Origin of the sequence: Micromonospora sicca (genome assembly GCF_003172935.1) — a bacterium.
In the GTDB taxonomy this organism is placed as follows: Bacteria; Actinomycetota; Actinomycetes; order Mycobacteriales; family Micromonosporaceae; genus Micromonospora; species Micromonospora sicca.
On sequence record NZ_QGKS01000192.1, the window covers coordinates 39,099 to 64,370 of the forward strand.

Annotated in this window: 22 protein-coding genes, 2 pseudogenes and 1 riboswitch; of the genes and pseudogenes, 12 read left to right on the plus strand and 12 right to left on the minus strand. The window is 71.1% G+C overall.

Features of this window, described 5'->3' with window-relative positions; translation table 11 throughout:
• Positions 1 to 10: 10 nt before the first annotated feature.
• Genes smpB through DKT69_RS12200 form a run of 3 tightly spaced genes read right to left on the minus strand, consistent with a single transcriptional unit; the run spans position 11 to position 2,047 of the window.
• Positions 11 to 505: an SsrA-binding protein SmpB gene (smpB, locus tag DKT69_RS12190; protein WP_109801702.1), complete on the minus strand. Its 495-nt coding sequence runs from the start codon at positions 503 to 505 to the stop codon at positions 11 to 13.
• Between the two features lie 58 nt (positions 506 to 563).
• A complete protein-coding gene (locus DKT69_RS12195; protein ID WP_109801683.1) occupies positions 564 to 1,223 on the minus strand; it encodes a lysoplasmalogenase in 660 nt (219 codons plus the stop codon).
• Positions 1,220 to 2,047, minus strand: a complete 828-nt coding sequence (locus tag DKT69_RS12200; protein WP_109801684.1) for a sterol desaturase family protein — start codon at positions 2,045 to 2,047, stop codon at positions 1,220 to 1,222. The genes DKT69_RS12195 and DKT69_RS12200 overlap by 4 nt, the downstream gene beginning before the upstream one ends.
• A 167-nt stretch (positions 2,048 to 2,214) precedes the next feature.
• Between DKT69_RS12200 and DKT69_RS12205 the strand changes: the two genes are divergently transcribed.
• The gene (locus tag DKT69_RS12205) at positions 2,215 to 3,414 is read left to right on the plus strand and encodes an RNA-guided endonuclease InsQ/TnpB family protein (RefSeq protein ID WP_201749613.1); all 1,200 of its coding nucleotides are present in this window, start codon (positions 2,215 to 2,217) and stop codon (positions 3,412 to 3,414) included.
• Here the strand turns inward: DKT69_RS12205 and DKT69_RS12210 are convergent.
• Positions 3,411 to 4,163 (minus strand): FadR/GntR family transcriptional regulator, encoded by a 753-nt coding sequence (locus DKT69_RS12210; protein WP_109801686.1) that lies wholly within the window; start codon positions 4,161 to 4,163, stop codon positions 3,411 to 3,413. The genes DKT69_RS12205 and DKT69_RS12210 overlap by 4 nt on opposite strands.
• Before the next feature lie 137 nt (positions 4,164 to 4,300).
• Here DKT69_RS12210 and htpG point away from each other — a divergent pair, with 137 nt between their 5' ends.
• On the plus strand, positions 4,301 to 6,193 hold the full coding sequence (gene htpG, locus DKT69_RS12215) for a molecular chaperone HtpG (protein WP_109801687.1): 1,893 nt from the start codon (positions 4,301 to 4,303) through the stop codon (positions 6,191 to 6,193).
• A 125-nt stretch (positions 6,194 to 6,318) separates the two neighbouring features.
• On the opposite strand, the pseudogene DKT69_RS39690 reads toward htpG, so the two are convergent.
• A pseudogene (locus DKT69_RS39690) lies at positions 6,319 to 6,471 on the minus strand (transposase); the annotation flags it as partial.
• Positions 6,472 to 6,602: 131 nt separating this feature from the next.
• Here DKT69_RS39690 and DKT69_RS12225 point away from each other — a divergent pair.
• Entirely contained in the window at positions 6,603 to 7,838 is a 1,236-nt protein-coding gene (locus DKT69_RS12225; protein WP_109801688.1) for an RNA-guided endonuclease InsQ/TnpB family protein, read from the plus strand.
• Between the two features lie 13 nt (positions 7,839 to 7,851).
• Here the strand turns inward: DKT69_RS12225 and DKT69_RS38935 are convergent, their stop codons facing one another.
• The 4 genes from DKT69_RS38935 to DKT69_RS12245 form a co-directional block, all read right to left on the minus strand.
• Positions 7,852 to 8,046, minus strand: coding sequence for a hypothetical protein (locus tag DKT69_RS38935; RefSeq protein ID WP_201749615.1), 195 nt, complete (start codon positions 8,044 to 8,046; stop codon positions 7,852 to 7,854).
• Between the two features lie 235 nt (positions 8,047 to 8,281).
• Positions 8,282 to 8,980, minus strand: a complete 699-nt coding sequence (locus DKT69_RS12235; RefSeq protein WP_109801689.1) for an SDR family oxidoreductase — start codon at positions 8,978 to 8,980, stop codon at positions 8,282 to 8,284.
• A 46-nt stretch (positions 8,981 to 9,026) separates the two neighbouring features.
• Complete coding sequence (locus DKT69_RS12240; RefSeq protein ID WP_109801703.1) at positions 9,027 to 9,503, minus strand: winged helix-turn-helix transcriptional regulator; 477 nt, start codon at positions 9,501 to 9,503, stop codon at positions 9,027 to 9,029.
• A 104-nt stretch (positions 9,504 to 9,607) separates the two neighbouring features.
• Entirely contained in the window at positions 9,608 to 11,176 is a 1,569-nt protein-coding gene (locus DKT69_RS12245) for an LLM class flavin-dependent oxidoreductase (RefSeq protein ID WP_109801690.1), read from the minus strand.
• Positions 11,177 to 11,426: 250 nt separating this feature from the next.
• Between DKT69_RS12245 and DKT69_RS12250 the strand changes: the two genes are divergently transcribed.
• The 4 genes from DKT69_RS12250 to DKT69_RS12265 all read left to right on the plus strand — a co-directional run bounded on the left by DKT69_RS12250 (position 11,427) and on the right by DKT69_RS12265 (position 15,237).
• Positions 11,427 to 13,262, plus strand: coding sequence for a glycoside hydrolase family 3 protein (locus tag DKT69_RS12250; protein ID WP_109801691.1), 1,836 nt, complete (start codon positions 11,427 to 11,429; stop codon positions 13,260 to 13,262).
• 176 nt (positions 13,263 to 13,438) lie between these two features.
• Positions 13,439 to 13,612: riboswitch (cyclic di-AMP (ydaO/yuaA leader) on the plus strand.
• Positions 13,611 to 14,279: a LysM peptidoglycan-binding domain-containing protein gene (locus DKT69_RS12255; protein ID WP_109801692.1), complete on the plus strand. Its 669-nt coding sequence runs from the start codon at positions 13,611 to 13,613 to the stop codon at positions 14,277 to 14,279. Its footprint overlaps the riboswitch before it by 2 nt.
• 177 nt (positions 14,280 to 14,456) lie before the next feature.
• Complete coding sequence (locus DKT69_RS12260; RefSeq protein ID WP_109801693.1) at positions 14,457 to 14,894, plus strand: YbaB/EbfC family nucleoid-associated protein; 438 nt, start codon at positions 14,457 to 14,459, stop codon at positions 14,892 to 14,894.
• Between the two features lie 67 nt (positions 14,895 to 14,961).
• Complete coding sequence (locus DKT69_RS12265) at positions 14,962 to 15,237, plus strand: DUF899 family protein (protein ID WP_109801694.1); 276 nt, start codon at positions 14,962 to 14,964, stop codon at positions 15,235 to 15,237.
• On the opposite strand, the gene DKT69_RS12270 is transcribed toward DKT69_RS12265, so the two are convergent.
• A complete protein-coding gene (locus DKT69_RS12270; RefSeq protein WP_109801695.1) occupies positions 15,224 to 17,257 on the minus strand; it encodes a M4 family metallopeptidase in 2,034 nt (677 codons plus the stop codon). The two genes, DKT69_RS12265 and DKT69_RS12270, sit on opposite strands and share 14 nt — an antisense overlap.
• Before the next feature lie 522 nt (positions 17,258 to 17,779).
• On the opposite strand from DKT69_RS12270, the gene DKT69_RS12275 reads away from it, so the two are divergent.
• Together DKT69_RS12275 and DKT69_RS12280 are read left to right on the plus strand one after the other, a co-directional pair.
• Positions 17,780 to 18,298, plus strand: coding sequence for a DinB family protein (locus DKT69_RS12275; protein ID WP_109801696.1), 519 nt, complete (start codon positions 17,780 to 17,782; stop codon positions 18,296 to 18,298).
• A 127-nt stretch (positions 18,299 to 18,425) separates the two neighbouring features.
• Positions 18,426 to 18,662, plus strand: coding sequence for a YciI family protein (locus DKT69_RS12280; protein ID WP_109801697.1), 237 nt, complete (start codon positions 18,426 to 18,428; stop codon positions 18,660 to 18,662).
• A gap of 76 nt (positions 18,663 to 18,738) precedes the next feature.
• Here DKT69_RS12280 and DKT69_RS38275 read toward each other — a convergent pair.
• Together DKT69_RS38275 and DKT69_RS12285 are read right to left on the minus strand one after the other, a co-directional pair.
• Positions 18,739 to 18,855 (minus strand): annotated as a pseudogene (locus tag DKT69_RS38275) (ATP-grasp domain-containing protein); the annotation flags it as partial.
• A 94-nt stretch (positions 18,856 to 18,949) separates the two neighbouring features.
• Positions 18,950 to 19,156, minus strand: coding sequence for a hypothetical protein (locus tag DKT69_RS12285; RefSeq protein ID WP_109801698.1), 207 nt, complete (start codon positions 19,154 to 19,156; stop codon positions 18,950 to 18,952).
• A 491-nt stretch (positions 19,157 to 19,647) separates the two neighbouring features.
• On the opposite strand from DKT69_RS12285, the gene DKT69_RS38940 reads away from it, so the two are divergent.
• Genes DKT69_RS38940 through DKT69_RS12300 form a run of 3 tightly spaced genes read left to right on the plus strand, consistent with a single transcriptional unit; the run spans position 19,648 to position 24,997 of the window.
• A complete protein-coding gene (locus DKT69_RS38940) occupies positions 19,648 to 22,803 on the plus strand; it encodes an OmpL47-type beta-barrel domain-containing protein (protein WP_438361828.1) in 3,156 nt (1,051 codons plus the stop codon).
• A 20-nt stretch (positions 22,804 to 22,823) separates the two neighbouring features.
• A complete protein-coding gene (locus DKT69_RS12295) occupies positions 22,824 to 23,792 on the plus strand; it encodes a sugar phosphate isomerase/epimerase family protein (protein ID WP_109801705.1) in 969 nt (322 codons plus the stop codon).
• Positions 23,789 to 24,997: a multicopper oxidase domain-containing protein gene (locus tag DKT69_RS12300; protein ID WP_109801699.1), complete on the plus strand. Its 1,209-nt coding sequence runs from the start codon at positions 23,789 to 23,791 to the stop codon at positions 24,995 to 24,997. Before DKT69_RS12295 ends, DKT69_RS12300 begins: the two co-directional genes overlap by 4 nt.
• Positions 24,998 to 25,272 lie beyond the last annotated feature (275 nt).

The window sequence follows — 25,272 nt, forward strand, 5'->3', positions numbered from 1 at the left end:
GTACCGTCCCTCACCGGGCGGGGCGGCGCGCCCCCTTGAGGCGTCGGCCCAGCTCCCGGGCTATCTCCCGGTTGGCATCCCGCTCGGCGAGGGCCTGCCGCTTGTCGTACGACCTGCGGCCCCGGGCCAGGCCCAGCTCGACCTTGGCCCAGCCGCCCGCGAAGTACATCGACAGCGGCACCAGGGTCAACCCGCCGCCGCCCTCGCGCAGCTTCTCCAGGATCCGGGCGATCTCCACCCGGTGCAGCAGCAGCTTGCGGGTGCGCCGGGGCTGGTGGTTCGTCCAGGTGCCGTAGCCGTACTCGGCGATGTGCAGGCCGTACAGCATGATCTCGCCGTCGCGCTCCTGGGCGAACGCGTCGACCAGCGACACCCGCCCCTCGCGCAGCGACTTGACCTCGGTGCCGGCCAGCACGATCCCCGCCTCGTAGGTCTTGAGGATCGTGTAGTCGTGCCGCGCCTTCTTGTTGGAGGCGACGAGCTTGCGCCCGGTGTCCCTGGACACGCCCACCTCCCCTTCGTCGACCCGGAGCAGGATACCGGTCGGGGCTGGTCGGGGGCGCTCAGCGCGACGGGTGGACGATCGGGACGGCCGGCGCCGCCGCCGTCGACGACGGGCCGTCCGTCGGCCGGTGCGCCCAGGCGGTGGTGATCAGCAGCAGCGCCGCGCTGTAGGTCGCCATCACCAGCAGCCCTTGGCCGGGCACCGCGACGCCGGCCGCGCCCAGCCCGATCAGCAGGTCGGAGCCGAGGAAGAGCGCGCCGCCGAGGGCCGCCCGCCGGGACACCCCGGCAGCGGCGGCCGCCATCAGGGACAGCGCCAGGCTGTAGCCGAGCACCGGCACCCGCAGCGGCCCCAGCGCGCCCCAGAGCAGCGCGTTGGCCACCGCCCAGAGCGCCAGGTACGCCACCACGGCCGGGACCGGCGGCCGGCGGTGCCGGACGAACGCGGTCAGGAAGGCGAGCTGGGTGACCAGAAAGCAACCCATCCCGACCAGGAACGCCCGCCGTCCCGGCACCAGCAGCGCCACGTCCCCGGCGGTGGCGAAGACCAGCCCGACCGCCACCGGATCGACCCGCCGCCGGGCGCTGTACAGGTATCCCAGCAGCAGCGGCGCCAGCAGCGGCTTGGCCAGCCACTGCACCGCGGTCAGGCCGAACGCGACGCCGACCAGTTCGGCGGCGGCGACGCCTCCGAACGCCCCGAGCCAGCGCCGCCTCACCGGGCGGGCTGCCAGCCGGGCCGGCCGAGCACGTAGCCGAGCCGGTGCCGCCAGGACGTGGCCCGCCGGGCGTCCGCCCAGATCGCGGCGTACTCGTGGGTGGCCACCCGCAACGGGTTGTAGGTGGTGATGTTCTTGGTCAGCCCGTACCGGACGGTGGCGCGTTCCGGCTCGAAGGTGCCGAAGAGCCGGTCCCAGACGATCAGGATGCCGGCGTAGTTGCGGTCCAGGTACTCGGTGTTGGCGCCGTGGTGGACCCGGTGGTGCGACGGGGTGTTGAAGATCCACTCGATCGGCCGCGGCAGCACGTTGACCCGCTCGGTGTGCAGGAAGAACTGGTAGAGCAGGCTGATCGACTGCTGGAGGAAGATCATCCACGGCGGGATACCGAGCAGGGCGAGGGGCAGCCAGAACGGCAGCGAGGTCATCGGCGTCCAGCTCTGCCGCAGCGCGGTGGAGAGGTTGAAGAAGACGCTGGAGTGATGCACGACGTGACTGGCCCAGAGCACCCGTACCTCGTGGTGCAGCCGGTGGAACCAGTAGTAGGCCAGGTCGTCGGCGAAGAAGAGCAGCACCCAGGTCCACCAGTTGCCGGGGGAGAGGTGGATCGGGGCGAGGGTCCAGAGCCCGGCGTAGAGGCCGACGGTGGCCAGCTTCCACGGGAAGCCGATCACCTGGCTGCCCAGCCCCATGGAGAGGCTGGTGGTGGTGTCGCGCAGCTCGTAGCCGCGTTCGTCGTCGTCCGGCGCGAACCGGTAGGAGAGGGCCTCGACGATGATGAGCAGCAGGAACGCCGGGACGGCGTAGAGCACGGCGGGGATCATCTGAACTCCTTCGAGGAAAACCGTCCTTTAGGCGGGGAGGAATCGGACTCCTGCGGAGCAGGGCAGGGTAGCCGGTTCACCGGCAACGCGGACTGGTGGCCCTTCCCGAGAGCCCGCAGGTTGTCACACCCTGTTGCGATAGTCCGAGAGGCATGAGGACCAGGCGTGTGAAGCGGGCGTTCAAGTACCGCTTCTATCCGACGGAGGCGCAGGCAGCTGAGCTGTCGCGCACGTTCGGCTGCGTGCGGAAGGTCTACAACCTTGCCTTGGCGGCGCGTAACGAGGCCTGGAAGCTCCAGCAGGAACGCGTCACCTACAACGCCACGTCGGCGATGCTGACCGCGTGGAAGAAGACCGAGGACCTGGCCTACCTCAACGAGGTTTCCTCCGTTCCGCTCCAACAAGCCCTGCGGCACCTTCAGACGGCCTTCACCAACTTCTTCGCCAAACGCGCAAAATACCCGCGATTCAAGAGCCGGAAGAGATCGCGGAAGTCGGCGGAGTACACCACCAGCGCTTTCCGCTTGCGGGACGGCGAGCTGACGCTGGCGAAGATGGCGGAGCCGCTGCATATCGTGTGGTCCCGACGTCTCCCCGAGGGGGCACAGCCGTCGACGGTGACCGTGTCTCAGGACGCGGCTGGGCGTTGGTTCGTGTCCCTGCTGTACGAGGACCCGTCCGTGCAGCCGCTTCCCGCCACCGACCGGGCGATCGGGATAGACGTCGGGCTTGACCACCTGCTGGCCCTGTCGACCGGGGAAAAGATCACCAACCCCCGGTATGAGCAGCGCGATCGTGCCCGGCAAGCCTGCGCCCAGCGGCAGCTGTCGCGGAAGGTCAAGGGCTCGGCGAACCGGGACAAGGCCCGCCGCAAGGTCGCCAAGGTTCACGCTCGCATCGCCGACCGGCGACGCGACCACCTGCATAAGATCACCACTCGGCTCGTTCGTGAAAACCAAACGATCGTGATCGAGGACCTTGCCGTTCGGAACCTGCTGAAAAACCACACACTTGCCCGCGCCATCAGCGACGCGGCGTGGCGCGAGTTCCGCAGCATGCTGGAGTACAAGGCCCAGTGGTACGGCCGCAAGGTGATCGTGGTCGACCGCTGGTTCCCCTCCTCCAAACTGTGCTCGACCTGCGGAACCGTTCGGGACACGATGCCGCTGCACGTCCGCACCTGGACGTGCGCCTGCGGCGCCATCCACGACCGTGACGTGAACGCGGCGCGAAACATTCTGGCCGCCGGGCTGGCGGCGTCGGCCTGTGGAGCTGGTGTAAGACCTCAACGGGAGACCTCCCGGACGAGGCGGTCGGTGACGAAGCAGGAAACCCCACGGGCGACCGTGGGAATCCCAGTCCTTTAGGGCCGGGAAGATGTCAAGCTCGGGCTTCCCTTCCGGACGGACGCGGACGGGGTGGTGGGGGTGGTGACCGGGGCCGTCAGCAGCGCCCGGGCGTGCCGGGCGGCAGCCGCGCCCTGCCCGGCGGCGATGGCCGCGGCGAGCCGGCGGTGGGCGGCGACATCGAGCAGTTCGGCGGCCCGGCCCTCGGGCGGGACGTCGCCCACGGCGAGCGTGCCGGCCACCAGGCTGTTGAAGGCCAGCAGGTAGGCGGTGTTGCCGGAGCCGCGGACGATCAGCCGCCACATGGCGATGTTGGCCTCGGCCATCCGCGGCAGGTCGGGCGCGAGCGCGGCGTACTCCTCGACGGCCCGGACCACCGCGGCCGTGGCCGCCGGCTCGCCGCGCTCGGCGCAGAGCCGGGCCGCGTCGGTCCCGACGCACGCCCGCATCTCCAGCATGTCGCGGACCAGCGTCGCCACCGGGAGTACGTCGCCCGACTGGGTCAGCGACAGCGCCAGGTCCAGCCCGGCGTGCACCCGCCAGTCCAGCACCCGGGTCGCGCCGCCCTGGCTGACCCGGACCAGCCCGAGCTGTTGGAGCCGGCGCAGCGCCTCCCGCACGGCGTGCCGGTTGACCGCGAACGCGGCGGCCAGCTCCCGCTCGCCGGGCAGCGTCTCCTCCGGCCGGTAGCGACCGCTGACGATGGCGTCGCGGAGCTGACCGAAGACGTGGTCGGAGACGGAGGCGCGGGGGACGGGGGCGAAGGCCATGGGCAGCAGTGTGGCCCCGGACACATCAACCCGTCAACTGGTTGGACCAGACCCGACTCCGGCCACCCTCCGCCGCCCACGCCGGCACGGCTCGTATCCTGTTCGCCGGAAGGGCCGCACGAGGGAAGGGAGTCGGTGTGAGCGACCGGGTCGAGACGTTGGAGTTCCAGGCCGAGGCCCGTCAGCTGCTCCAGCTGATGGTCCACTCGATCTACTCGAACAAGGACGTCTTCCTGCGCGAACTCATCTCGAACGCGTCGGACGCGCTGGACAAGCTCCGGCTGGAGTCGATGGTCGACAAGGATCTCGCCGTCGACACCGCCGACCTGCACATCGAGATCGAGGTCGACAAGGACGCCCGTACGCTCACCGTGCGGGACAACGGCATCGGCATGTCCCGCGACGAGGTGGTCGGGCTGATCGGCACGATCGCCAAGTCCGGCACGGCAGAGCTGCTGCGCAAGCTGCGCGAGTCGAAGGACGCCGGCGCCTCGCAGGAACTGATCGGCCAGTTCGGGGTGGGCTTCTACGCCACCTTCATGGTCGCCGACAAGGTCACCCTGCTGACCCGACGGGCCGGGCAGAGCGGCGGCACCCGGTGGGAATCCACCGGCGAGGGCACCTACTCGGTCGAGGCGGTCGACGAGGCCCCGCAGGGCACCTCCGTCACCCTGCACCTCAAGCCGGTCGACACCGAGGACAACCTGCACGACTACACCGCCGAGTGGACGATCCGGGAGATCGTCAAGCGGTACTCCGACTTCATCGCCTGGCCGATCCGGATGACCGTCGAGCGCCCCGGCGAGGACGGCGCGACCAGCCACGAGACGCAGACCCTCAACTCGATGAAAGCCCTGTGGGCCCGGTCCCGCGACGAGGTCGACGAGGCCGAGTACCAGGAGTTCTACAAGCACGTCAGCCACGACTGGGCCGACCCGCTCGAGACCATCCACATGCGCGGCGAGGGCACCTTCGAGTACGAGGCGCTGCTCTTCCTGCCGTCGCACGCGCCACTGGACCTGTTCTCCCCGCAGGGCCGCCGCGGCGTGCAGCTCTACGTCAAGCGCGTGTTCATCATGGACGAGTGCGACGCGCTCATGCCCAACTACCTGCGCTTCGTCAAGGGCGTCGTGGACGCCCACGACCTGTCGCTGAACATCTCCCGGGAGATCCTCCAGCAGGACCGGCAGATCCGCGCCGTGCGCCGGCGCCTGGTCAAGAAGGTCCTCGCCACCCTCAAGGAGATGTCGGCCGAGTCCTACCGCACCTTCTGGGCGGAGTTCGGCGCGGTGGTCAAGGAAGGGTTGCTCGAGGACCCGGACAACACCGAGGCGCTGCTGGACCTGGTGCGGGTCGCCTCCACCCACGACCCGGCCGAGCTGACCACGCTGCGCGACTACGTCGCGCGGATGAAGGACGGCCAGTCGGAGATCTACCTCGCCACCGGCGAGTCCCGCAGCACCATCGAGAACTCGCCGCACCTGGAGGCGTTCCGCGCCAAGGGCTACGAGGTGCTGATCCTCACCGACCCCGTCGACGAGGTCTGGGTCGAGCGGGTCGGCCAGTACGACGGGAAGACCCTGCGCTCGGTGGCCAAGGGCCAGGTCGACCTGGAGACCGACGAGGAGAAGGCGCAGGCCGAGGCGGAGCGGAAGGACTACGCCGAGCTGCTGACCTGGCTGAGCGGCGCGCTCGCCGACAGCGTCAAGGAGGTCCGGCTCTCCTCCCGGCTGACCACCTCGCCGGCCTGCGTGGTGGGCGACGCGCACGACATGACCCCGACTCTGGAGAAGATGTACCGGGCGATGGGGCAGGAGGTGCCACGGGTCAAGCGGATCCTCGAGCTCAACCCGGGTCACCCGCTCGTCACCGGGCTGCGCAAGGCCCACGAGCAGGGCGCCGACACCGAGGCCCTGACCGAGACCGCCGAGCTGCTGTACGGCATGGCGCTGCTCGCCGAGGGTGGGGAGCTGGCCGACCCGTCGCGGTTCACCCGGATCCTCGCCGATCGGCTCGCCCGCACGTTGTAGGGCGCTGCCGTCCGTCGGCCGCGGCGCCCGCGCTGCGGCCGACTGACGGGCGCTACCGGGGTGCGGGCCAGTGCTCTAACCCGGCCGGTTCTGCTGTTCGATGTGCTGACGCAGGACGGTGAGGAGACGCCCTTGAGGCTGTTGACGAGTTTCGACAGGGCGGCCTTGGGTGGGAAGTTGACCAGCAGGTGCACGTGCTCGCCTTCGCCGGTGAACTCGACGAGCTCGGTCTCGAAGTCGGCGCACACCGCGCGCATGATCTCTTCGAGCCGGATCAGGTGCCCGGTCGGCGAACACCCTGTGCCGGCATTTCGTCACGAAACCGAGTGGGTGTGGAGGGCGAGGACGCGGTGTCTGCCGGTGCGGACGCTGCCGATGTCTGTCATAGGCGGCTGCCAGACTGTCTGATGTGCAGTTGCGGTACAACTACCGCGTCTACCCGACGCCCGTCCAGCAGGAAGCGCTGGCTCGGGCGTTCGGGTGCGCGCGGGTGGTGTTCAACGACGGGCTGCGCGCACGTCAGCAGGCCCACGAGGCGGGCGAGCCGTACGTCTGCGACGGGGACCTGTCGAAGCAGGTCATCACCCGGGCCAAGCTGACGCCCGAGCGGGCGTGGCTGGGCGAGGTGTCGTCGGTGGTGTTGCAGCAGGCCCTCGCGGACCTGAACGTGGCGTACGGCAACTTCTTCGCCTCGCTGTCCGGGAAGCGCAAGGGGCGCAAGGTCGCGCCGCCGCGGTTCCGGTCGCGTAAGGACAACCGGCAGGCCATCAGGTTCACCAGGAACGCCCGGTTCGCGGTGCTGGACAACGGCCGGTTGCGCCTGCCGAAGATCGGGGACGTGCCGGTGCGCTGGTCCCGGACCTTGCCGGCCGAGCCCAGCTCGGTGACGGTGATCAAGGATGCGGTGGGCCGGTACTTCGCCTCATTCGTCGTCCAGGCCAGCGATGAGCCGTTGCCGCCGGTCGCCTCCGAGGTGGGTATCGACCTGGGCCTCACCCACTTCGCCGTGCTCTCCGACGGCACGAAGGTCGCGGCCCCGAAGTTCCTGCGCCGCGCCGCCCGCAGGCTGCGCCGGTTGCAGCAGGACCTTTCCCGCAAGCAGCGGGGCAGCAACAACCGCGCCAAGGCCGTCGTGAAGGTGGCGCAGGCGCACGCCCGGGTGGCCGACACGCGGCGGGACTGGCAGCACAAACTCTCGACACGGATCATCCGCGACAACCAAGCGGTGTACGTCGAGGACCTGTGCGTCGTCGGTCTCGGCCGGACCAGGCTGGCCAAGTCCGTGCACGACGCCGGCTGGACACAGTTCACGGCGATGCTGGAGTACAAGGCCGCCCGGTACGGGCGCACCTTCACAAAGATCGACCGGTTCGTGCCCACGTCGCAAACCTGCTCTATGTGCGGCCGGATCGACGGACCCAAACCGCTGAACCTCCGGTCATGGACCTGCCCTTGCGGGGCGGTTCACGACCGGGACGTCAACGCGGCCATCAACGTGCTCGCGGCGGGACGCGCCGAGAGCCTAAACGCCTGTGGAGCGCAGGTAAGACCGGTATTCGTGCCGGCACCGCGCCGAGAAGCAGGAATCCGCTCGGACGCTGTGCGCTGTTCCACACGCACCGTCGAGGGAATCTCCGTCCTTTAGGGCGGAGAGAACGTCAACCGCGTGCCAGTCGCGCCAGGTGCGCCCCCTCCTGGGTGGACGGCTCGGCCGGCCCGCTGCTCAGCAGCCGCCACCGCGACGTCCGCCCGTCGGGGCCGGTCAGCTCGCCGCCGGTGAGGGCCCGGTCGATGTCGCGCCGCACGCGCTCCTCCAGGTGCGGTTCGGCGGCGAAGAGGATGCGCAGGCGCACCTCGTCGCCGTGCCGTTCCGCCCCTGTGTGGTGCGGCGCGACCGGGCATGGCCCCTCGTGCTCCCAGTGACCACAGAGGACGCTCGTGACGGCGGCCCCGGGGGCGGCCGGGTCGTCGTCGGGGCCATCGCGAGGACCGCCGTGTGAGTGAAGCCCTGTCGCATGCCGCCATTGTGCGCCGGTCGACGGCGACGCGCGGCGGATCCCACCAGGGGACCCGCCGCGCGTCCGGTCGTCAGGACAGCTGGGGATAGATCGCGGCCACCCCGCCGGACAGGCCAGCGAGGACGCGCCGGGAGGTCTCGTCGGCGACGATCTCGTACCGGTCGGCCTCGATCCCGTCGACGGCCAGCCGGGCGATCTCGGCCGGGTCCGACTTGGGAGCGGAGACGTTGGCCGTCATGTCGGTGTCCATGTAGCCGACGTGCAGGCCAGCGACGCGGACGCCCCGGTCGGCGAGCTGCACCCGCAGGCCGTTCGTCATCGACCACTCGGCCGACTTGGCGGCGCTGTACGCCCCCGTCTGCGGGAAGCTCACCCAGGACAGGGCGGAGAGGATGTTCAGGATGGTCCCGCCGCCGTTGGCGGCGATGCGCGGCGCGAATGCCCGCACCATCGACAGCGTGCCGAGGAAGTGGGTCTCCAGCTCCAGCCGGATGGTGGCCAGGTCGGCGTCGAGCAGGTCGGCCCCGGTGCTGATGCCGGCGTTGTTGACCAGCAGCGTGACGTCGCCGGCCAGCGCGGCGGCCGCGGCCACCGAGTCCGGGTCGGTGATGTCCAGCCGGACCGGGGTGACGCCCGGCAGGTCGACGCTGTCCGGGTTGCGGGCCCCGGCGTAGACGGTGGCGCCGCGGGCCGCCAGTTCGGCGGCGAGGTGGCGGCCGAAGCCGCGGTTGGCCCCGGTGACGAGGGCGCTGCGTCCAGCGATCTTCATGTGCTGCTCCTGATTGTCGAGGGTTGGATGGCGACCGGTTGACCGGTCAGGCCCGTCGCAGTCCCGGGCCCGGGCGGACGTCGATCTCGTCGGGCGGCACGTCGTGCCCGGCCTCGCAGCGCAGCCGGGCGTGGACGGCGGCGCCGCAGTCGTGGTGTTCGACGCGGACCGAGGGGCCGGCCTCGTCGGCGGCCCAGGCGTCCCCCCACTGCCGCAGCGCGGTGAGCACCGGCAGCAGCTCCTGCCCCTTGGGGGTCAGCAGGTACTCGTCCCGGGTGCGCTGTCCGGGCTCGCGGTAGGGGCGCCGTTCGAGCAGGCCGTCGGCGACGAGCTGCTTCAGCCGCGCGGCGGCGACCGGCTCGCTGACGCCGACCCGCCGGGCGAAGTCGTCGAAGCGGCGGGTGCCGAACGACGCCTCCCGCAGCAGCAGGAGCGTGGACCGGTTCCCCACCACCTCGAGCGCGCGGGCGATCGAGCAGTTGCTGGTCAACCAGGCGTCGCGCTGCTTGAGGAAGTCCGTCATGCGGACGACGGTACGCCGCTGACTTAGGAAAACCAAAGCCAGCTGGATCACGCCGATGGCCGGCGCCATCGGGAATACGGCGACGAGCCGGGTGTGCCCGGCCGTCACACCTGACCGGCGTAGAAGCCGTAACGGGCAAGCGGCTCGACCATGTTCTGCTCTTCGTACGACAGGTGCGACAGCAGGGTGTCGGTGAGGACGTCCACCGCCTTCTGGAGCTCGGTGAAGTCGCCCGGGTTGCGGATCAGGTCCACCAGGGCCCGGTCCACGCCCTCCACCACGTCGTGGATCACCACATGCTCCGCCGCCAGGCGGTCGAGCACGGGGCCCAGCCCCGGGTCCGAACGGCGCAGGTGCGGGAAGATCGAGTTGTCCTCCAGCCCGTGGTGCTGGGTCACCGCCGTGCAGTACGCGGCGCAGTACGCCCCCAGCGTCCAGTTGTTCTGCCGCATGGTCATCTCGTTGAGCACGGCCCGTGCCGCACCGGCGGAGACCACCCCGCGCCGGACCTGCTCGAGCAGGTCACGCACCTGCCCGAGCTCCTGGCGCAGGTGGTCGTGCACGTCGACCAGGTGTGCGCCGACGGCCTGGGCGTGCGGGGTGTAGACGTGCCCGGCCGGCGGCAGCGGGGCGGCCGGGCGGGTGGACTCGTCCCACAGTTGATGGTCGGTCAGCCGTACCCCCGGATCCGGGGTGGCGGTGACGGCGAGCGTGGTGGAGCCGCCGGCCTGGACCGCCTCGCGCTGCTCCTCGACGGCCTCGGCGCGGCTGCCGGGCTCGGCGCGCTCGGCGGCGACCAGCTCGCGTACGGCGGGCGCCACCTCCTGCGCGAACAGCTGGATGGCGGTGGGGTCGTCGGCGGCGAGGACGAACCCGGACGTGCCGTGGTCGAGGGCGAGGCCGGCCAGCTCCTCCACCCACTGCTCCGGCGGCCCGACGAGGAAGCCGGAGCGGGACGGGGTGAACCGCCCGGAGACGTTGAGCAGCCGCCGTACCGACCGGGGATCCCGCCCCGCCGCCTCGGCGCCGTCGTCGACCAGCGCGTTGAGCTCGGCCAGCTCGGCCGGCCCCTTGGGCAGGTACGCCAGCGACGGCAGCCAGCCGTCCGCCGCCCGGCCGACCAGCCGCAGCATCCGCGGCTTGTACGCGCCGACCCAGATCCCCACCTCGTGCGCCGGCGCGGGCCCGCGTTTCGCGCCGACCACCCGGTAGTGCTCCCCGTCGACCCGGACCATGCCCCGCCGGTCGGTGGCCCAGACCTCCCGGATGACCCGGATCGCCTCGTCCAGCGCGTCCACCGCCTGGCGCGGCGTGCGGCGACGTCCCCCGGCGGCCTCGATCGCCTCCCAGAAGGCGCCCGCGCCGAGGCCCAGCTCGACCCGGCCGCCGGTGAGCAGGTCCAGACTGGCCACGCTGCGGGCCAGCACCACCGGCTGGCGCAGCGGCAGGTTCAGCACGTTGCCGGCAAGGCGGATCCGGCTGGTCGCCGCCGCCAGGTACGACATCAGCGTCCAGGTGTCGAGGAGATTCGGCTGGTACGGGTGGTCCTGGAAGGTGGCGAGGTCCAGGCCGACCTGCTCACAGAGCTTGGCGAGGGCGACCACCCGCGCCGGGTCGTCGGCGGCGGGCGTGAGGAAGCCGCCGAAGATCAGCTCGTGCCCGTAGTCGGTCATGTCCGCTCCGCCACCTCGCCCCGATCCGCGCCGCCGGTGGGTCGTCGGCTGCGTCGTGCCGGCGGACCCCGCCACCGTAGCCCTGGCCGGCAGCCGGTGCTCACGAGCCCTGGCCGGCAGCCGGTGCTCACGGGACCGGAGGAATCGGCAGGATTGTTCACAGCTCGGGTCGTTCAGCGGTGTCCGTCGATGTCCGGGTGGCATATGGTGCCGGACAACGGCATGACCGTTCCTCCGGGAGGAGTGACCTGTGACCCGCCACCACCGTGTCCACCGTCCGTTCAGCCTCGCCCTGCTCCTCGTCGCCGTGACCGCCCTGGCCGTGCCCGCGCGCCCGGCCAACGCCGCCACCTACCCGTACCAGGACCCGACCCTGCCCGTCGCCACCCGCGTCGCCGACCTGCTCGCCCGGATGACCCTGGACGAGAAGATCGGCCAGATGACCCAGGCCGAGCGGGGCTCGGTGACCGCCGCCGACCTGACCACCTACCGGCTGGGCTCGATCCTCTCCAGTGGCGGCTCCGCGCCCTCGCCCAACACCGCCACCAGCTGGGCCGACATGTACGACGGCTTCCAGCGGGGCGCCCTCGCCACTCCGCTCGCCATTCCGATGATCTACGGGGTGGACGCGGTGCACGGGCACAACAACGTGGTCGCCGCGACCATCTTCCCGCACAACATCGGCCTCGGGGCGACCCGCGACCCGGCCCTGGTCCAGCAGATCGGCCAGGCGGTGGCCGAGGAGGTCTCCGGCACCGGTGTCGACTGGGACTTCGCGCCGTGCCTCTGCGTGGCCCGCGACGACCGCTGGGGCCGCACCTACGAATCGTTCGGCGAGACGCCGGACCTCCCCTCCAACATGACCACGCTGATCACCGGGCTCCAGGGCCCGTCACTCGGCGGGCCCACGTCAGTGCTGGCCACCGCCAAGCACTACCTCGGCGACGGGGGCACCGCGGGCGGCGACGACCAGGGCGACACCCAGCTGACCGAGGCCGAGTTGCGGACCGTCCACCTGCCACCGTTCCAGGCCGCGGTGCAGCGCGGCGTCGGGTCGGTGATGATCTCGTACAGCAGCTGGAACGGCGTGAAGACGCACGGCAACCGGTACCTGATCACCACCGTCCTCAAGGGTGAGCTCGGCTTCACCGGCTTCGTCGTCTCCGACTGGAACGGCATCGACCAGATCGACGGCGCCGCCGGCTTCACCGCCGCCGAGGTCACCGCCGCGGTCAACGCCGGCATCGACATGGTGATGGTGCCCGCCGCCTGGAAGACCTTCATCAGCACCCTGCGTGCCGAGGTGCAGAACGGCCACGTGCCGCTGAGCCGGATCGACGACGCGAACCGGCGGATCCTGACCAAGAAGTTCGAGCTGGGCCTCTTCGAGCGGCCGTACACCGACCGGAGCTGGACCCCCACGGTCGGCAGTGTCAGCCACCGCGCGCTCGCCCGGCAGGCCGTCCGCGAGTCGCAGGTGCTGCTGAAGAACACCGGCAGCGTGCTGCCGCTGGCCCGGGCCGACAACAAGATCTTCGTGGCCGGCCGGAACGCGGACAACATCGGCAACCAGAGTGGCGGCTGGACCATCTCCTGGCAGGGTTCCTCCGGCAACATCACGCCGGGCACCACGATCCTGCAGGGCATCCGGGCCGCGGTCGGTCCGACCACGACGGTCACCTACAACCAGCGCGGCACCGGTATCGACGGCAGCTACCGGGCCGCGATCGCCGTCGTCGGCGAGACGCCGTACGCCGAGGGCCAGGGCGACCGGACCGGCAGCATGAGCCTGGACCGGGAGGACCTGCGCACCATCGCCACCCTGCGCAACGCCGGCGTGCCGGTGATCGTGGTGCTGGTGTCCGGCCGGCCGATGGACATCGCCACCGAGCTGCCCAGATGGGACGCGCTGCTGGCGTCCTGGCTGCCGGGCACCGAGGGTGCCGGCGTGGCCGACGTCCTCTTCGGCGCCGCGCCCACCGGGAAACTGCCGATGACCTGGATGAACTCGGTCAGCCAGCAGCCCATAAACGCCGGTGACGGGCAGGTTCCGCTCTTCGCCCAGGGCTACGGCCTGACGTACTGAACGGGTCCGCGGAGGCCGTCGGGCAGTCGACCCGGCGGCCTCCCTATTGCATGTTCGGGAGCGTCGCAACTCGGAAATCCCCGCCTTCGCTCGGCCGGGTGAAGAACTTCACAAGAAGTGGGCGATCGTCCGAAATCATTCCTAACGTCGTATCCGTTCGCGATCGCGGACACCACGGACCGGTAACGCCTAATTCCGCCGCCGGCCCCCGTGGTACCTGGACCTCAGGCGGGAGCGGGGGACCCACACGTTCCTCGGTGCTCGACACCTCGGGGTGAAGCCGCCGACCGGCGGCCGGGCTCCTCGGCCCGAACCCGACAGCTCACCTCGTCGGCGTGGAGGAAATCCATGGCAACTGAACACAGCGCACGTCACCGCCGGACCGGCCGCCGTCGGGTCGCCGTCGGGGCGCTCGTCGTCGGCGCGGCCACCGGTGCCGCCGCGATCCTCGGCCCGGCCGCGCCAGCCAGCGCGGCCAGCGTGAACTGGGACGCCATCGCCCAGTGCGAGTCCGGCGGCAACTGGCACATCAACACCGGCAACGGCTACTACGGTGGCCTGCAGTTCTCCAAGGGCACCTGGAACGGCTACGGCGGCCAGAAGTACGCCAGCCGGGCCGATCTGGCCAGCCGCGGCGAGCAGATCGCGATCGCCGAGAAGGTCCTCGACGGGCAGGGCATCGGTGCCTGGCCGGTCTGCGGCAAGAAGGGCGGCTCGACCAAGCGCTACTCCACCAGGGACTCCGGGTCGGCGTCCCGTTCGGACTCCGGCAGCAAGTCCAAGGCGGAGAAGCGCTCCTCGCGGAGCGAGCGGCCGACCACCCGCAGCCACCGGCGTACCGCGCCGGCCTCGGGCGGCTCGGGCACCTACGTGGTCAAGCCGGGCGACACGCTGTCGATGATCGCCGACGCGCGGGACCTGGCCGGCGGCTGGCACGCGCTGTACGAGCGCAACAAGCGCGTGGTCGGCGACGATCCGGGCCTGATCTTCCCGGGTCAGCGGCTGCGCCTGCGCTGACGTACCACCGGCTCCGGCCCACGGGCCGGAGCCGGCGCAGCGGACGAACGCCCGGCCGGAGCACCGGCCGGGCGATCGCCGTCCGGAATGGTGGACGGGACGCCGAGGTGGCGGGCGGGCCGAGTGGCGGATTGCTATCGTCACGGTGCTCGGAAAGGACGTGAAGAAAGCGCGGGTATGACCAACGAACCGTTCTCCGCGGCCGCGAGCCTGGATGAACTGCTGACCCGGACCCAGCAGGCGTTGTCGGCGATGCGCTCCCGGCCCGTCGAGCACCCCGACGGCGATGCGGAGGAACTGCTGCGCGCCGACGGCACGGCGGCCGACGGGCTGGTGCGAGCCGTGGTCGTCCAGGGTGGACGGCTGGAGTCCGTCACCGTCGACCCGCGGCTGTCGGCGGCGGGCGTCGAGGCCGTCTGCGGGCACATCGTGGTGGCCGTCAACGCCGCCCTCGCCGACCTCGAAGCCCAGGTCAGCGCCTCGGCACGGGCCGACGCGGACGCCCTGGCCGCGCGGCTCGGCGGCCTGCGGGAGCAGTCCAGGCGGCAGATGGAGATGTTCAGCCAGGCGATGGAACACGCCGCGGCCCGGCTGGGCGGCGGCCGGCCGGACTGACCCGCGCCGACCGACCGAGGCGCGCCCGGGCCGGCAGAATGTCGGTGCTCCGGTTCAGGATCCCGGCATGGAGAAACCGCGGATCGTGACGGCCGAAGAGTGCCAGCGGGAACGCGACGAGCTGCTCAAGGCCGAGAAGGAAGCCACCCGGGCGCTGGACGCGCTGGCCGCGCGGCGTCGTCGCCTCCCGATGGTCAAGTTCGACCACGGGTACGCGTTCGAGTCGCCGACCGGCAGGAAGAGGCTGCTCGACTTCTTCGAGGGGCGGCGACAGCTCGGCGAAGCGGTCGGTCGCCGGGAGGACGACGACCGACCGCTTTCCTTGATGATCAGCTCAGGTTGAGCGCGGTGTCGTCGATCACGAAGGACGTCTGCAGCGAGCTGTCCTCCACACCGCTGAACGAGATGGTCGCGGTGGTGCCGGCCAGCGACGAGACGTCGAAGGACTTCAGGACGTAGCCGGCGGCGGCGTTCACGTTGGAGTACGTCGCCAGGGTGGTGCTGCCGGCCTTGACGGTCAGCCTGTCGTAGACGGTGCTGCCCGACTCGGCCGTGTCGATGTGCAGGTAGAAGGAGAGCGTGGCCCGGCATCCGGCCGGGATGCTGACCGACTGCGACAGGGTGTCGGTGTGGGTCGAGCCGTACCCGTCGAGCCACGCCTTGTACGAACCGCTGCGCGCGGCCTGCCCGGTCGAGTTGGTGATGACCCCCGAGGTGGCGCTCCAGCCCACCGCACCGGACTCGAAGCCGGGGTTGGCCAGCTTCTGACCGGAGCAGCTGCCGGTGGGCGGCGGGGTGGTGCTGCCGCTGCAGGTCGGGTCACCGGCCTGCGCGGGCACGCTGACCGCGTCCCACGCGGCCTTGACCGTGTTGAACTCGGTGCAGCCGGTCGGGTAGAGGTTCTTCGCCGCCTGCAGCGTCCAGGTGCGGTACTTCAGGTACGACGAGGACGTCGTCTTCAGCAGCATCGCGTTGTACATGATCTTCATGGCCTGCTGGATGCCCAGGCCGGTCACGCTGCTGCCGTTGCAGGTCGAGCTGGCCGGCTGACCGTTGGTCGGGCTGCTGCCGTTGGCCAGCAGGTAGAACCAGTGATTGCCGGGTCCGGCCGCCGCGTGCACCTCGGTGCTGGGGATGCTGCTGGAGTAGCAGTTGGGGTCACCCAGCGCCGACGGGTTGTACATGTTGCGGATCGGACCGCTGCCGACCAGGTTGATCTTCTCGCCGACCAGGAAGTCCGGAGCGTCGTAGCTGGCGGGCTCGTTGGCGAACCACTCGGTCGCCGCGCCGAAGGTGTCGGCGACGAACTCCTGGGTTCCGTTGCCGGAGATGCCACCCGGGGTGTGGTCGTCGATGCCGTGGCCGATCTCGTGGGCGATCACGTCGATCGAACCGATCCACTGACCGGAGGTGTTCTTGCCGATCTGGACCTGGGTGCCGTCGTAGTAGGCGTTCTGGTCGTTCAGGCCCACCCGGATCGGCCAGGCGCCACCGCTGCCGTTCGCGCCGTTGCGGCCGAGCCACTGGGCGAGCATCTTGTGCTCGGTCTGGGCGCCGAACAGCGCGTCGACGCAGCCGGTCTCCTTGTTGGTGGCCGTGCCGTTGCCCCAGACGTCGTCCGAGCCGGAGAACGTCGTGTTGGTCGCGGCGTCCTGGCAGCTCTGGTTGGTGACGCCCGGGTCCTTCATCGAGTACGTGCTGCCCGACAGCGTGGTGTTGAGGGTCAGCGGGCTCGGCCCGTTCCACGCGCCGGTGCCGCTGCCGTGCACGACGTGCTCCTGCTTGCGCAGCACCTCGCCGGTCAGGGCGTCGACGTCCACGGTGAGTCGGCTCGGGCCGTCCGCGGAGGTGCCCCGGACGGTGGTCTCCCAGGCCAGGGTCGGCTTGCTGTCGAGGGTGTAGACGACGAGCGTGGTGCCCTCGACGCCGGCGACGCTCTTCAGCTGGGCGCGGGCGGTCTTCTCCGCGGCCGCGGCCTTGAGCTTCGGCGTCGTGGCGAGGCTGCCGATGCTCTGCTGCTGGGCGACGGAGGCGTACTTCAGGTTGCCGGCGGAGTCGGTCGCCAGGACGAAGTCGCCACCGGTCACCGGCAGGCCCTTGTAGGTGCGCTCGTAGGGCACGTACTGGGTGCCCTCGGAGGTGATGACGGGCTTCTGGACGAAGGCGTCGTCGGCGCTGGCGTGCAGGTACTGCGGGCGGGCGGCGACGAGCGCGCTGGCCGAGTTGGCGGCGAGCGTGCGGGCCTGGGCCGCGTCGGGGGCGGGACTGGGGGGCGCGGCCTGTACGGCCGCTGCGGCGCCGGCGGCGACCAGACCGGCCGCGGCCGCGCCGGAGAGCGCGACGAGGCGGGATGAGAGCTTCAAGGGGGTGTGCTCCTGTTCCTAGGCGGCGCGCGGAGCCCGGTGGGGGCGCGCGCCGCGGTCAAGCTGCAAGGCGGGCGATGGTGGGTCTCCCGGGGCTGCCGGCGTTGCCCCGGATCGACGGACCGGCCATCCCGAGCCACCGGGGGTCGGCGACTCGTGGCAGCACGATCACACGGGCAGCGGTGCAGATCAATGGGTGACCGGGGCAACCGTCTCCTTCCGGTCGCCTCGCCGACCTCGTTGATTGAGGAAGCCATGATCTTCAATAGCCCCTGATCAGCCCTTACGTTTCCGGCCACGAACGAGGGCGTGTCCGAATCAGGGCTAATGCCGCTGTACGCTGATGGCGCGTCTTCGCACTCCTCCGAGGTCCCCACCGCTCCGGGCCGCACGGGTCGCCGAACCCTGCCGAACGGACCGTGATCATCCGCCGTACCGCCGCCACGGGCCCGCCGTTCGGGCGACGGGATTGCGGGCGAGTGAGCATGCCGCTGGCGTCCCGGCGCGTGCCATCATGGCGGGATGACGTGGACCGCCCCCGATGTGCGCCGTCCCAGTGACCTTCTCGTCGCACCGGAGGCCGACCAGCTTCGGAACCTTCTCGACTGGCATCGCGCCACGCTGCTGCACAAATGCGCCGGTCTCGACGCCGACCAGCTGGCGCGGGCGCCACTGGCCTCCTCGAACCTGTCACTCCTCGGCCTGCTGCGGCACATGGCCAAAGTGGAGCGCAGCTGGTTTCGCACGCTCTTCCGCGGCGAAACGCTGGAAACGCTCTACTCCACGCCGGAATGGCGCGACGCCGACTTCGAGGGCGCCGATCCGGCGAGCGCCCCAGCCGACTACGCGCTTCTGGTCGAGGAGACAGAATTTGCCCGTGAGGCCGTGGCTGCGGCCTCGATGGACGACACCTTCACCTTCCCGGACGAGGACGTGGCGTCGCTGCGCTACGTGTATCTACAGATGATCGGTGAGTACGCCCGCCACAACGGGCACGCCGACCTGCTGCGACAAGCCATCGACGGGGCGAAGGGCGTCTGACGCCCCGGGTGCCGGGGGCTGACTTCCACCGGCCCGGCGAGGTCGCACGATGCAGTAATGTCCGTTCGTGGCCATGTTCCTCGTCCTGCTTCGCCGATCCGGCCCTCGGTGGGACCCGGCACGGCCCATGCAGGAGCAGTCCGACTGGCCCGCGCACGCGGCGTTCATGGACGACCTGGTGAGTGCGGGGTTCGTCGTCCTGGGCGGGCCGCTGGCGGACGAGCACCGGGTGGTACTCGCCGTCGACGCCGAGTCTGAGGACCTCGTCCGCACCACCCTCGCCCGCGATCCATGGAGCGGGACGCATCTGCGGGTCGACAGGGTGGAGCCGTGGACGATCCGGCTCGATGGACGGCGTGCGTAGCGGCAGATCGGCCCCGGGTCGGTCGATCGACGCGGTGCTCGCCGCGCCGGCCTGACCGGGCCCCGCCGACGTCCGGTCAGGCCACGTCCGGGCGGGCCCGGCTCAGCGCGGTGACCAGCGCAGCCGGATCGACGGCGGCCGAGCGGTCGCTGACCTGGCCGTCGCCGAGCTCGACCACCCGCCACCGTCCGTCGGCGTGAGCGCCGGCTCATGCCGGTCGCGCTTGGCCGATTTCGACCGGTCCCGCATGACCGCCGGCCCACCGCCGAGCGCCCGCCGGCCAGCATTCAGCCCTGGTCGACCGCGACCCGGCAGGTCCGTACGGCCGCCATCGCGCGGGCCCGATCCTGACCGGAAGCGAGCAGGTGGTGATCGACCAGGGCGACCGGGGACGCCGGCAGCAGGGCGGCCTCGGCCTCCGCGGCGAAGTTGGTCGTCCAGGCGGCGCGGGGAGCAGCGGATTGTCCGTCCCTTGTGGCGTGACTGTCCGGCACTTTCGTCTCCGCAAGAGAAAAGTATCTGCCACACGAACGAAAGCTATGGACAGCCTGAGAGGAAGTTAGTAGGGTCGGTCACTGTCAATATGTTTCGTCGAGATGAACTACCGGCACGGTAGCTCTCCACTGTGGCCCTCAGGCGGCGCAACACGTCCGGAGGCCACGACCGGCCAGGGATGGCCGTCCCCGGGTCAACGCCGCACCACGGCGACCCGGCGCGGGCACGCGCCGCGGGTCGACCGATGTCCGTCCGTACCCGACGACACCCCAGTCAGCTCCGACGCGGAACCGCGTCCGATGCCGCGTGCGATCCGGCTCGCCGCCGACCTCGGACCATCACTCCATACAGGACGACCGTGGCAAACCGCCACGGCCGCGGATCCCGTGCGGCCAGGGAGGGGCCGCCGGGCAGCTCTGCCAACTCCTGACATCGACGGGCCGACGCACGCTCCGCCCGGTGTTCCCCCCGGACCGTGAAAGAGGCATCCATGAACTCACATCCACCGCGCGGCCGGCTCGCCCTGAGCCGGCTCAGGAGACCGATGGCGACCATCGCCACGATGGTCCTCCTGCTGACCGCCGCCGTGGCTGCGTCCCCGGCGAGTGCGCGTCCGACCGATCTGGAACGGCCGGCCACGGCGGGCGCGACCGCGCCGTCGCGGCAACTGCAGGCCCAGGTCCTCACCTGGACCGCCGGCGACAACTTCCTGTCGTACCGGTCCGCGCCGACGACCGCCACGGCCGGACCGGCCACCCTCGTCTTCGAGAACAGCGCGGCCACCGGCAACACCACCGGCATGCAGCACACCCTCACCTTCGAGACCGGGAACCCGGCGTACAACAGCGATGTCGACGTGAACATCCTGGCCGACCCATCGGATGCCAACGGGGGCCGGTGGACGGTCGACGTGGTGCTCACGCCCGGCACCTACCGCTACTTCTGCTCGATCCCCGGCCACGGCGGCATGACCGGGCTCCTGGTGGTCAGCGACGGCGGGTCGGACACCACACCGCCGACCGTGACGGCCGCGGTGACCGGGGAGAAGGACGCGGCCGGCGCGTACGTGGGCAGCGCGACGGTGACCCTGTCCGCGACGGACACCGGGTCCGGGGTGTCCCGCGTCGAGTACTCCCTGGACGGGGGCACGTACGGCACCTATGCGGCGCCGGTGACGGTGAACCAACCGGGTCAGCACACGGTGTCGTACCGGGCGACGGACAAGGCGGGTAACACCTCGTCGGCGCAGTCGGTGTCGTTCACCGTGGTGCAGACGCCGCCGGCCGACACCACGCCGCCGACGGTGACCGCCGCGGTGACCGGCCAGAAGGACGCCAACGGCGCGTACGTGGGCAGCGCGACGGTGACCGTGTCAGCGACGGACACCGGCTCGGGTGTCGACCGGATCGACTACTCCCTGGACGGGGGCGCCTACGCCGCCTACTCGGCGCCGGTGACGGTGAACCAACCGGGTCAGCACACGGTGTCGTACCGGGCGACGGACAAGGCGGGTAACACGTCCTCGGCGCAGTCGGTGTCGTTCACGGTGGTGCAGACGCCGCCGGCCGACACCACGCCGCCGACCGTGACGGCCGTGGTGACCGGGCAGAAGGACGCCAACGGCGCGTACGTGGGCAGCGCCACGGTGACCGTGTCGGCGACGGACAGCGGCTCCGGCGTGGACCGGGTCGAGTTCTCCCTGGACGGGCAGCCCTACGCCGGCTACTCGGCGCCGGTGACGGTGAACCAGCCGGGTCAGCACACGGTCAGCTACCGGGCGACCGACAAGGCGGGTAACACCTCGTCGGCGCAGTCGGTGTCGTTCACCGTCGTGCAGACGCCGCCGGCCGACACGACGCCGCCGACGGCGACGGCGACGGTGACGGGGCAGCGGGACGCCAACGGCGCGTATGTCGGCAGCGCCACCGTGACCCTCTCGGCGACGGACACCGGCTCGGGTGTCGACCGGATCGAGTACTCCCTGGACGGGGGCGCCTACGCCGCCTACTCGGCGCCGGTGACGGTGAACCAGCCGGGTCAGCACACGGTCAGCTACCGCGCCACCGACAAGGCGGGCAACACCTCGTCGGCGCAGTCGGTGTCGTTCACGGTGGTGCAGACGCCGCCCGCCGACACCACGCCGCCCACCGCGTCCGCCGTGGTGACCGGGCAGAAGGACGCCAACGGCGCGTACGTGGGCAGCGCCACGGTCACCGTGTCGGCGACCGACAGCGGCTCCGGCGTGGACCGGATCGAATTCTCCCTCGACGGGCAGCCCTACGCCGGCTACTCGGCGCCGGTGACGGTGAACCAGCCGGGTCAGCACACGGTCAGCTACCGCGCCACCGACAAGGCGGGCAACACCTCGTCGGCGCAGTCGGTGTCGTTCACGGTGGTGCAGACGCCGCCCGCCGACACCACCCCGCCCACCGCGACCGCCGCCGTCTCCGGCCAGCTCGACGACAACGGCGCCTACCTGGGCAGCGCCACGGTGACCCTGTCGGCCGCCGACGCGGGCTCCGGGGTGGACCGGATCGAGTACTCCCTCGACGGCCAGCCCTACAGCCGGTACGCGGCGCCGGTCACCGTCAACCAGCCGGGTCAGCACACCCTCAGCTACCGGGCCACCGACAAGGCCGGCAACACCTCGGGGACCGCGTCGGTCACCTTCACCGTGGTGGCGAGCGGACCCGGGCCGGACTGCCCGGTCAAGGACACCCGCCCGACCGTGTGGCTCGGCACCGTGGACAGCGGCGTACCCAACCGGGTCGTCGAGGGTGACTGCACGATCAACAACGTCATCGCCGACGAGCGGGCATGGCCCAACCACGGCCAGTTCGTCAGCCATGTCACGGTGATCGCCGAGCACCTGCACCACCTGGGCGTCATCACCCATCAGGAGCACGGACGCCTGGTGAGCGCCGCCGGCCGCTCCGGCGTCGGCAGGCCGGACGACAAGAACGGCTACCAGCCGCTGCTCGACGGCTCCGCGTCGTCGTTCGCCCGCTGGCAGCACGTCGGCGCGGGTGGCTTCACCCGCAACGCCGACGGGTCGATCAGCAGCCGGCCCGAGCCGGGGCTCGGCATGCTCTGGTTCCCGGTGAGCGCGTACGGCGACTTCTCGCTGAAGCTGCAGTGGCGGGACGACGCCCCAGGGGACGGCCGGGCCAACAGCGGAGTCTTCGTCCGCTTCCCGGACGTGCGCCAGCACCCCGCCGAGTCCCGCCCGGAGTGGGTGGCCATCAAGTACGGCCACGAACTCCAGATCTTCGACCGGCCCGACGGTGACCAGTACAAGAGCGGATCGGTGTACGGCTTCGACCGGGTCGACCTGGCCGGCGCCCACGCCGCCCCGAAGGGCACCTGGAACGACTACGAGATCCGGGTGGTCGGCCAGCACTACTCCGTCTTCCGCAACGGGGAGCTGATCAACGACTACGTGAACAGCCCGGACGCTGTCTTCAGCCCGCCTCGGTCCGACGACCCCGGTGGGGCCGGACGGCAGAGCGCGCGCGGATACCTCGGCCTGCAGAACCACGGCACCGCCGACCTCATCAGCTTCCGCGACGTGCGGATCGCGCCGCTGAACCCGTGCTGCCCCAACGGGTCGGCCTCCTCCGCCGCCAACTCGACCACCTGCTGCTGATCGAGCGAAGGGAACCAACCATGGCAAAGAACAGGATCGATCGCCGTACGCTGTTACGCGGGCTCGCCGGGTCCACGGTGGCGGTCAGCGCGGCCGGCCTCGCCGGGGCCGCGCCGGCCTGCGCGTCGAGCGGCGACTCGAACGGTCGGCTGATCCCGCGCGGCCACCTGGGCATCCAGCTCTACAGCGTCCGGGACAAGATCGCACAGGTCGGCTTCGCGGCGGTCTTCGAGGAACTCGGCCGCATCGGCTACCGCGAGGTGGAGTTCGCCGGCTACACCCAGGGCGCCGTCGGCGCGATCACCCCGGCCCAGATCCGGCAACTGCTGGACGACAACGGGCTGAAGGCGGCGGGCAGCCACCGCGGGCTGAACGACTTCCGGACCAACCTGGAGTGGGAGCTCGACGTCGCCGAGACGCTGGGCATGCCGGCCGTCGGCACCGCCCAGGCACCCACCGGCGACCGCACGATCGCCGGCTACCAGGCGGCCGCCGCGGAGTTCAACGCGTGGGGCGCCGCCGCCGCTGCCCGGGGCATCAAGCTCTACCAGCACAACCACACCATCGAGTTCAGCTTCGCGGTCGACCGCCCCGACGTACGGCTGTACGACCTGTTCCTCGAACTCACCGACCCGCGGTACGTGTACCTGGAGATGGACATCCTCTGGGCGTACGGCGGGGCCCGCAAGTACCCCGGCTTCCGCCCGGTCGACTACGTCAACGCCCAGCCGCACCGCTACCCGCTGTTCCACGTCAAGGACGGCGTCCCGCTGCCCGACCCCCAGCAGGGCAACTCCTACCTGGACGTCGAGTTCGGCGCCGGGGTCATCCCGTTCGCCGACTTCTTCGGCGAGCTGACGGGTGGGGGCCGCTTCGAGTACCTGTGGGAGCAGGACTCTGGTCCGAACGCCCAGCCCAACCCGCCCGGGTCGTTGGGCGCCGCCGAGCGGAGCTACCAGCGCATGGTGGAACTGCGGGGTGCCCGGTGAGCGCCTGGCGACTGACGGAGACCGGTCCGCTTCCGGAGCCGGACGCGGCCCGGCCCGACCGTTCCCGCTCCGGGGCGCGGCGACTGCTGGTCGTCGCGGCGGTGGTGCTGCTGACCCTGGTCGGCGCCGGCAGCTTCGCGGCCGCCGGCACCGGGGTGTTCTCCGCCGAACGGCCCGAGGGCTGCGCCAAGCCGGACCGCAGCCTCCAGTTGTACGCGGTGGAACTGCCGAAGGACGGCACGCAGATCCGGCTCGGCTACGGCCTCACCCCGGAGACGGCCTCCTACCCGGGCCCGACCATGGAGATGATGGAGGGGGAGTGCCTCGCCATCACCCTGCACAACCAGGTCTCCGCCGAGACGCTGGCGGCGCTGCGCACCAACCCGGCCCACCCGCTCGGCGTCTCGCTGCACGTGCACGGGGTGAAGTACACCCAGCAGTCCGACGGCACGGTGCAGAGCGCGTCGTACGTCCCGCCGGGTGAGTCGCGCACCTACACCTGGTACGCCCAGCCCCGCAACAACCGGACCGGCGCGCAGGGCACCGCCGGCTACTGGTGGTACCACGACCACGTGGTGGGCGGGCCGCACGGCACCCAGGGCCTCTCCGCTGGGCTCTTCGGCGGGCTGGTCGTCCGCCGGCCGAGCGACCCGAAGCCGGACCGGACGTACGTGACGGCCTTCGGTGACCGGCAGAGCATCAACCTGCGTCGCGGCGAGGCCACCGACACCTGCGACACGGTGAATCCGCAGCCCGGCCCGACCTGCCTGGTCGCCAGGAAGGGGGAGCGGGTCGAGTTCGTCGTCATCGGCATCGGCAACGACATGCACACCTTCCACCTGCACGGCCACTCCTGGGCGGACACCCGGACGGGGGTGGTGAGCAACGGGCAGCCGTTCGCCGACTCCGTACCGATCATCGACAACAAGACGCTCGGCCCCGGCGACTCCTTCGGCGTCCAGGTGGTGGCCGGTGACTCGGTCGGACCGGGGCACTGGATGCTGCACTGCCACATGCAGTTCCACTCCGACGCCGGCATGTCGACGATGCTGCACGTCCTCGACGAGAACGGGCAGATGCCCCCGGGGATGGACCACCAGCACCCGGCAGCCGCGCCGGCCACCGCCGGCACCACCTCCGCGCCGGCCACCGCCGGCATCACCTCCGCGCCGGCCACCGCCGGCACCGCACACCAGCACAACTGACCAGCGGTCCGGTCCGCGGTCACCGACGCCCGCGGACCGGGTGGCTGCTGGTCCCAACCTGCTCCGGTGAGCGCCACACCCCACCGGCAGCGGAACGACCCGGAAGATCCTGTCCCTCAATCAGGAGGAGTCGAGATGGCTCACAGACGCCATTTCCGGTTCTCCCGCTGGGTCGGACGCCTTCGCGCCGACTCGACGGGTCCCATCACACCCACCACGCCCACCCTCACCACTCCGCGTCGCGTCCCCGCGCCGCGGAGTGGTGAGGGTGGGCG

Bases quoted from the DNA above. Each gene is read 5' to 3' on its own strand.
- DKT69_RS12280 (WP_109801697.1), top strand. From the start codon at position 18,426: ATGCAGGAGCAGTCCGACTGGCCCGCGCACGCGGCGTTCATGGACGAC.
- DKT69_RS38940 (WP_438361828.1), top strand. From the start codon at position 19,648: ATGAACTCACATCCACCGCGCGGCCGGCTCGCCCTGAGCCGGCTCAGG.
- DKT69_RS12200 (WP_109801684.1), bottom strand. From the start codon at position 2,047: ATGATCCCCGCCGTGCTCTACGCCGTCCCGGCGTTCCTGCTGCTCATC.
- DKT69_RS12295 (WP_109801705.1), top strand. From the start codon at position 22,824: ATGGCAAAGAACAGGATCGATCGCCGTACGCTGTTACGCGGGCTCGCC.
- DKT69_RS12260 (WP_109801693.1), top strand. From the start codon at position 14,457: ATGACCAACGAACCGTTCTCCGCGGCCGCGAGCCTGGATGAACTGCTG.
- DKT69_RS12255 (WP_109801692.1), top strand. From the start codon at position 13,611: ATGGCAACTGAACACAGCGCACGTCACCGCCGGACCGGCCGCCGTCGG.
- DKT69_RS12235 (WP_109801689.1), bottom strand. From the start codon at position 8,980: ATGAAGATCGCTGGACGCAGCGCCCTCGTCACCGGGGCCAACCGCGGC.
- DKT69_RS12210 (WP_109801686.1), bottom strand. From the start codon at position 4,163: ATGGCCTTCGCCCCCGTCCCCCGCGCCTCCGTCTCCGACCACGTCTTC.
- DKT69_RS12275 (WP_109801696.1), top strand. From the start codon at position 17,780: ATGACGTGGACCGCCCCCGATGTGCGCCGTCCCAGTGACCTTCTCGTC.
- DKT69_RS12265 (WP_109801694.1), top strand. From the start codon at position 14,962: ATGGAGAAACCGCGGATCGTGACGGCCGAAGAGTGCCAGCGGGAACGC.
- DKT69_RS12245 (WP_109801690.1), bottom strand. From the start codon at position 11,176: ATGACCGACTACGGGCACGAGCTGATCTTCGGCGGCTTCCTCACGCCC.
- DKT69_RS12240 (WP_109801703.1), bottom strand. From the start codon at position 9,503: ATGACGGACTTCCTCAAGCAGCGCGACGCCTGGTTGACCAGCAACTGC.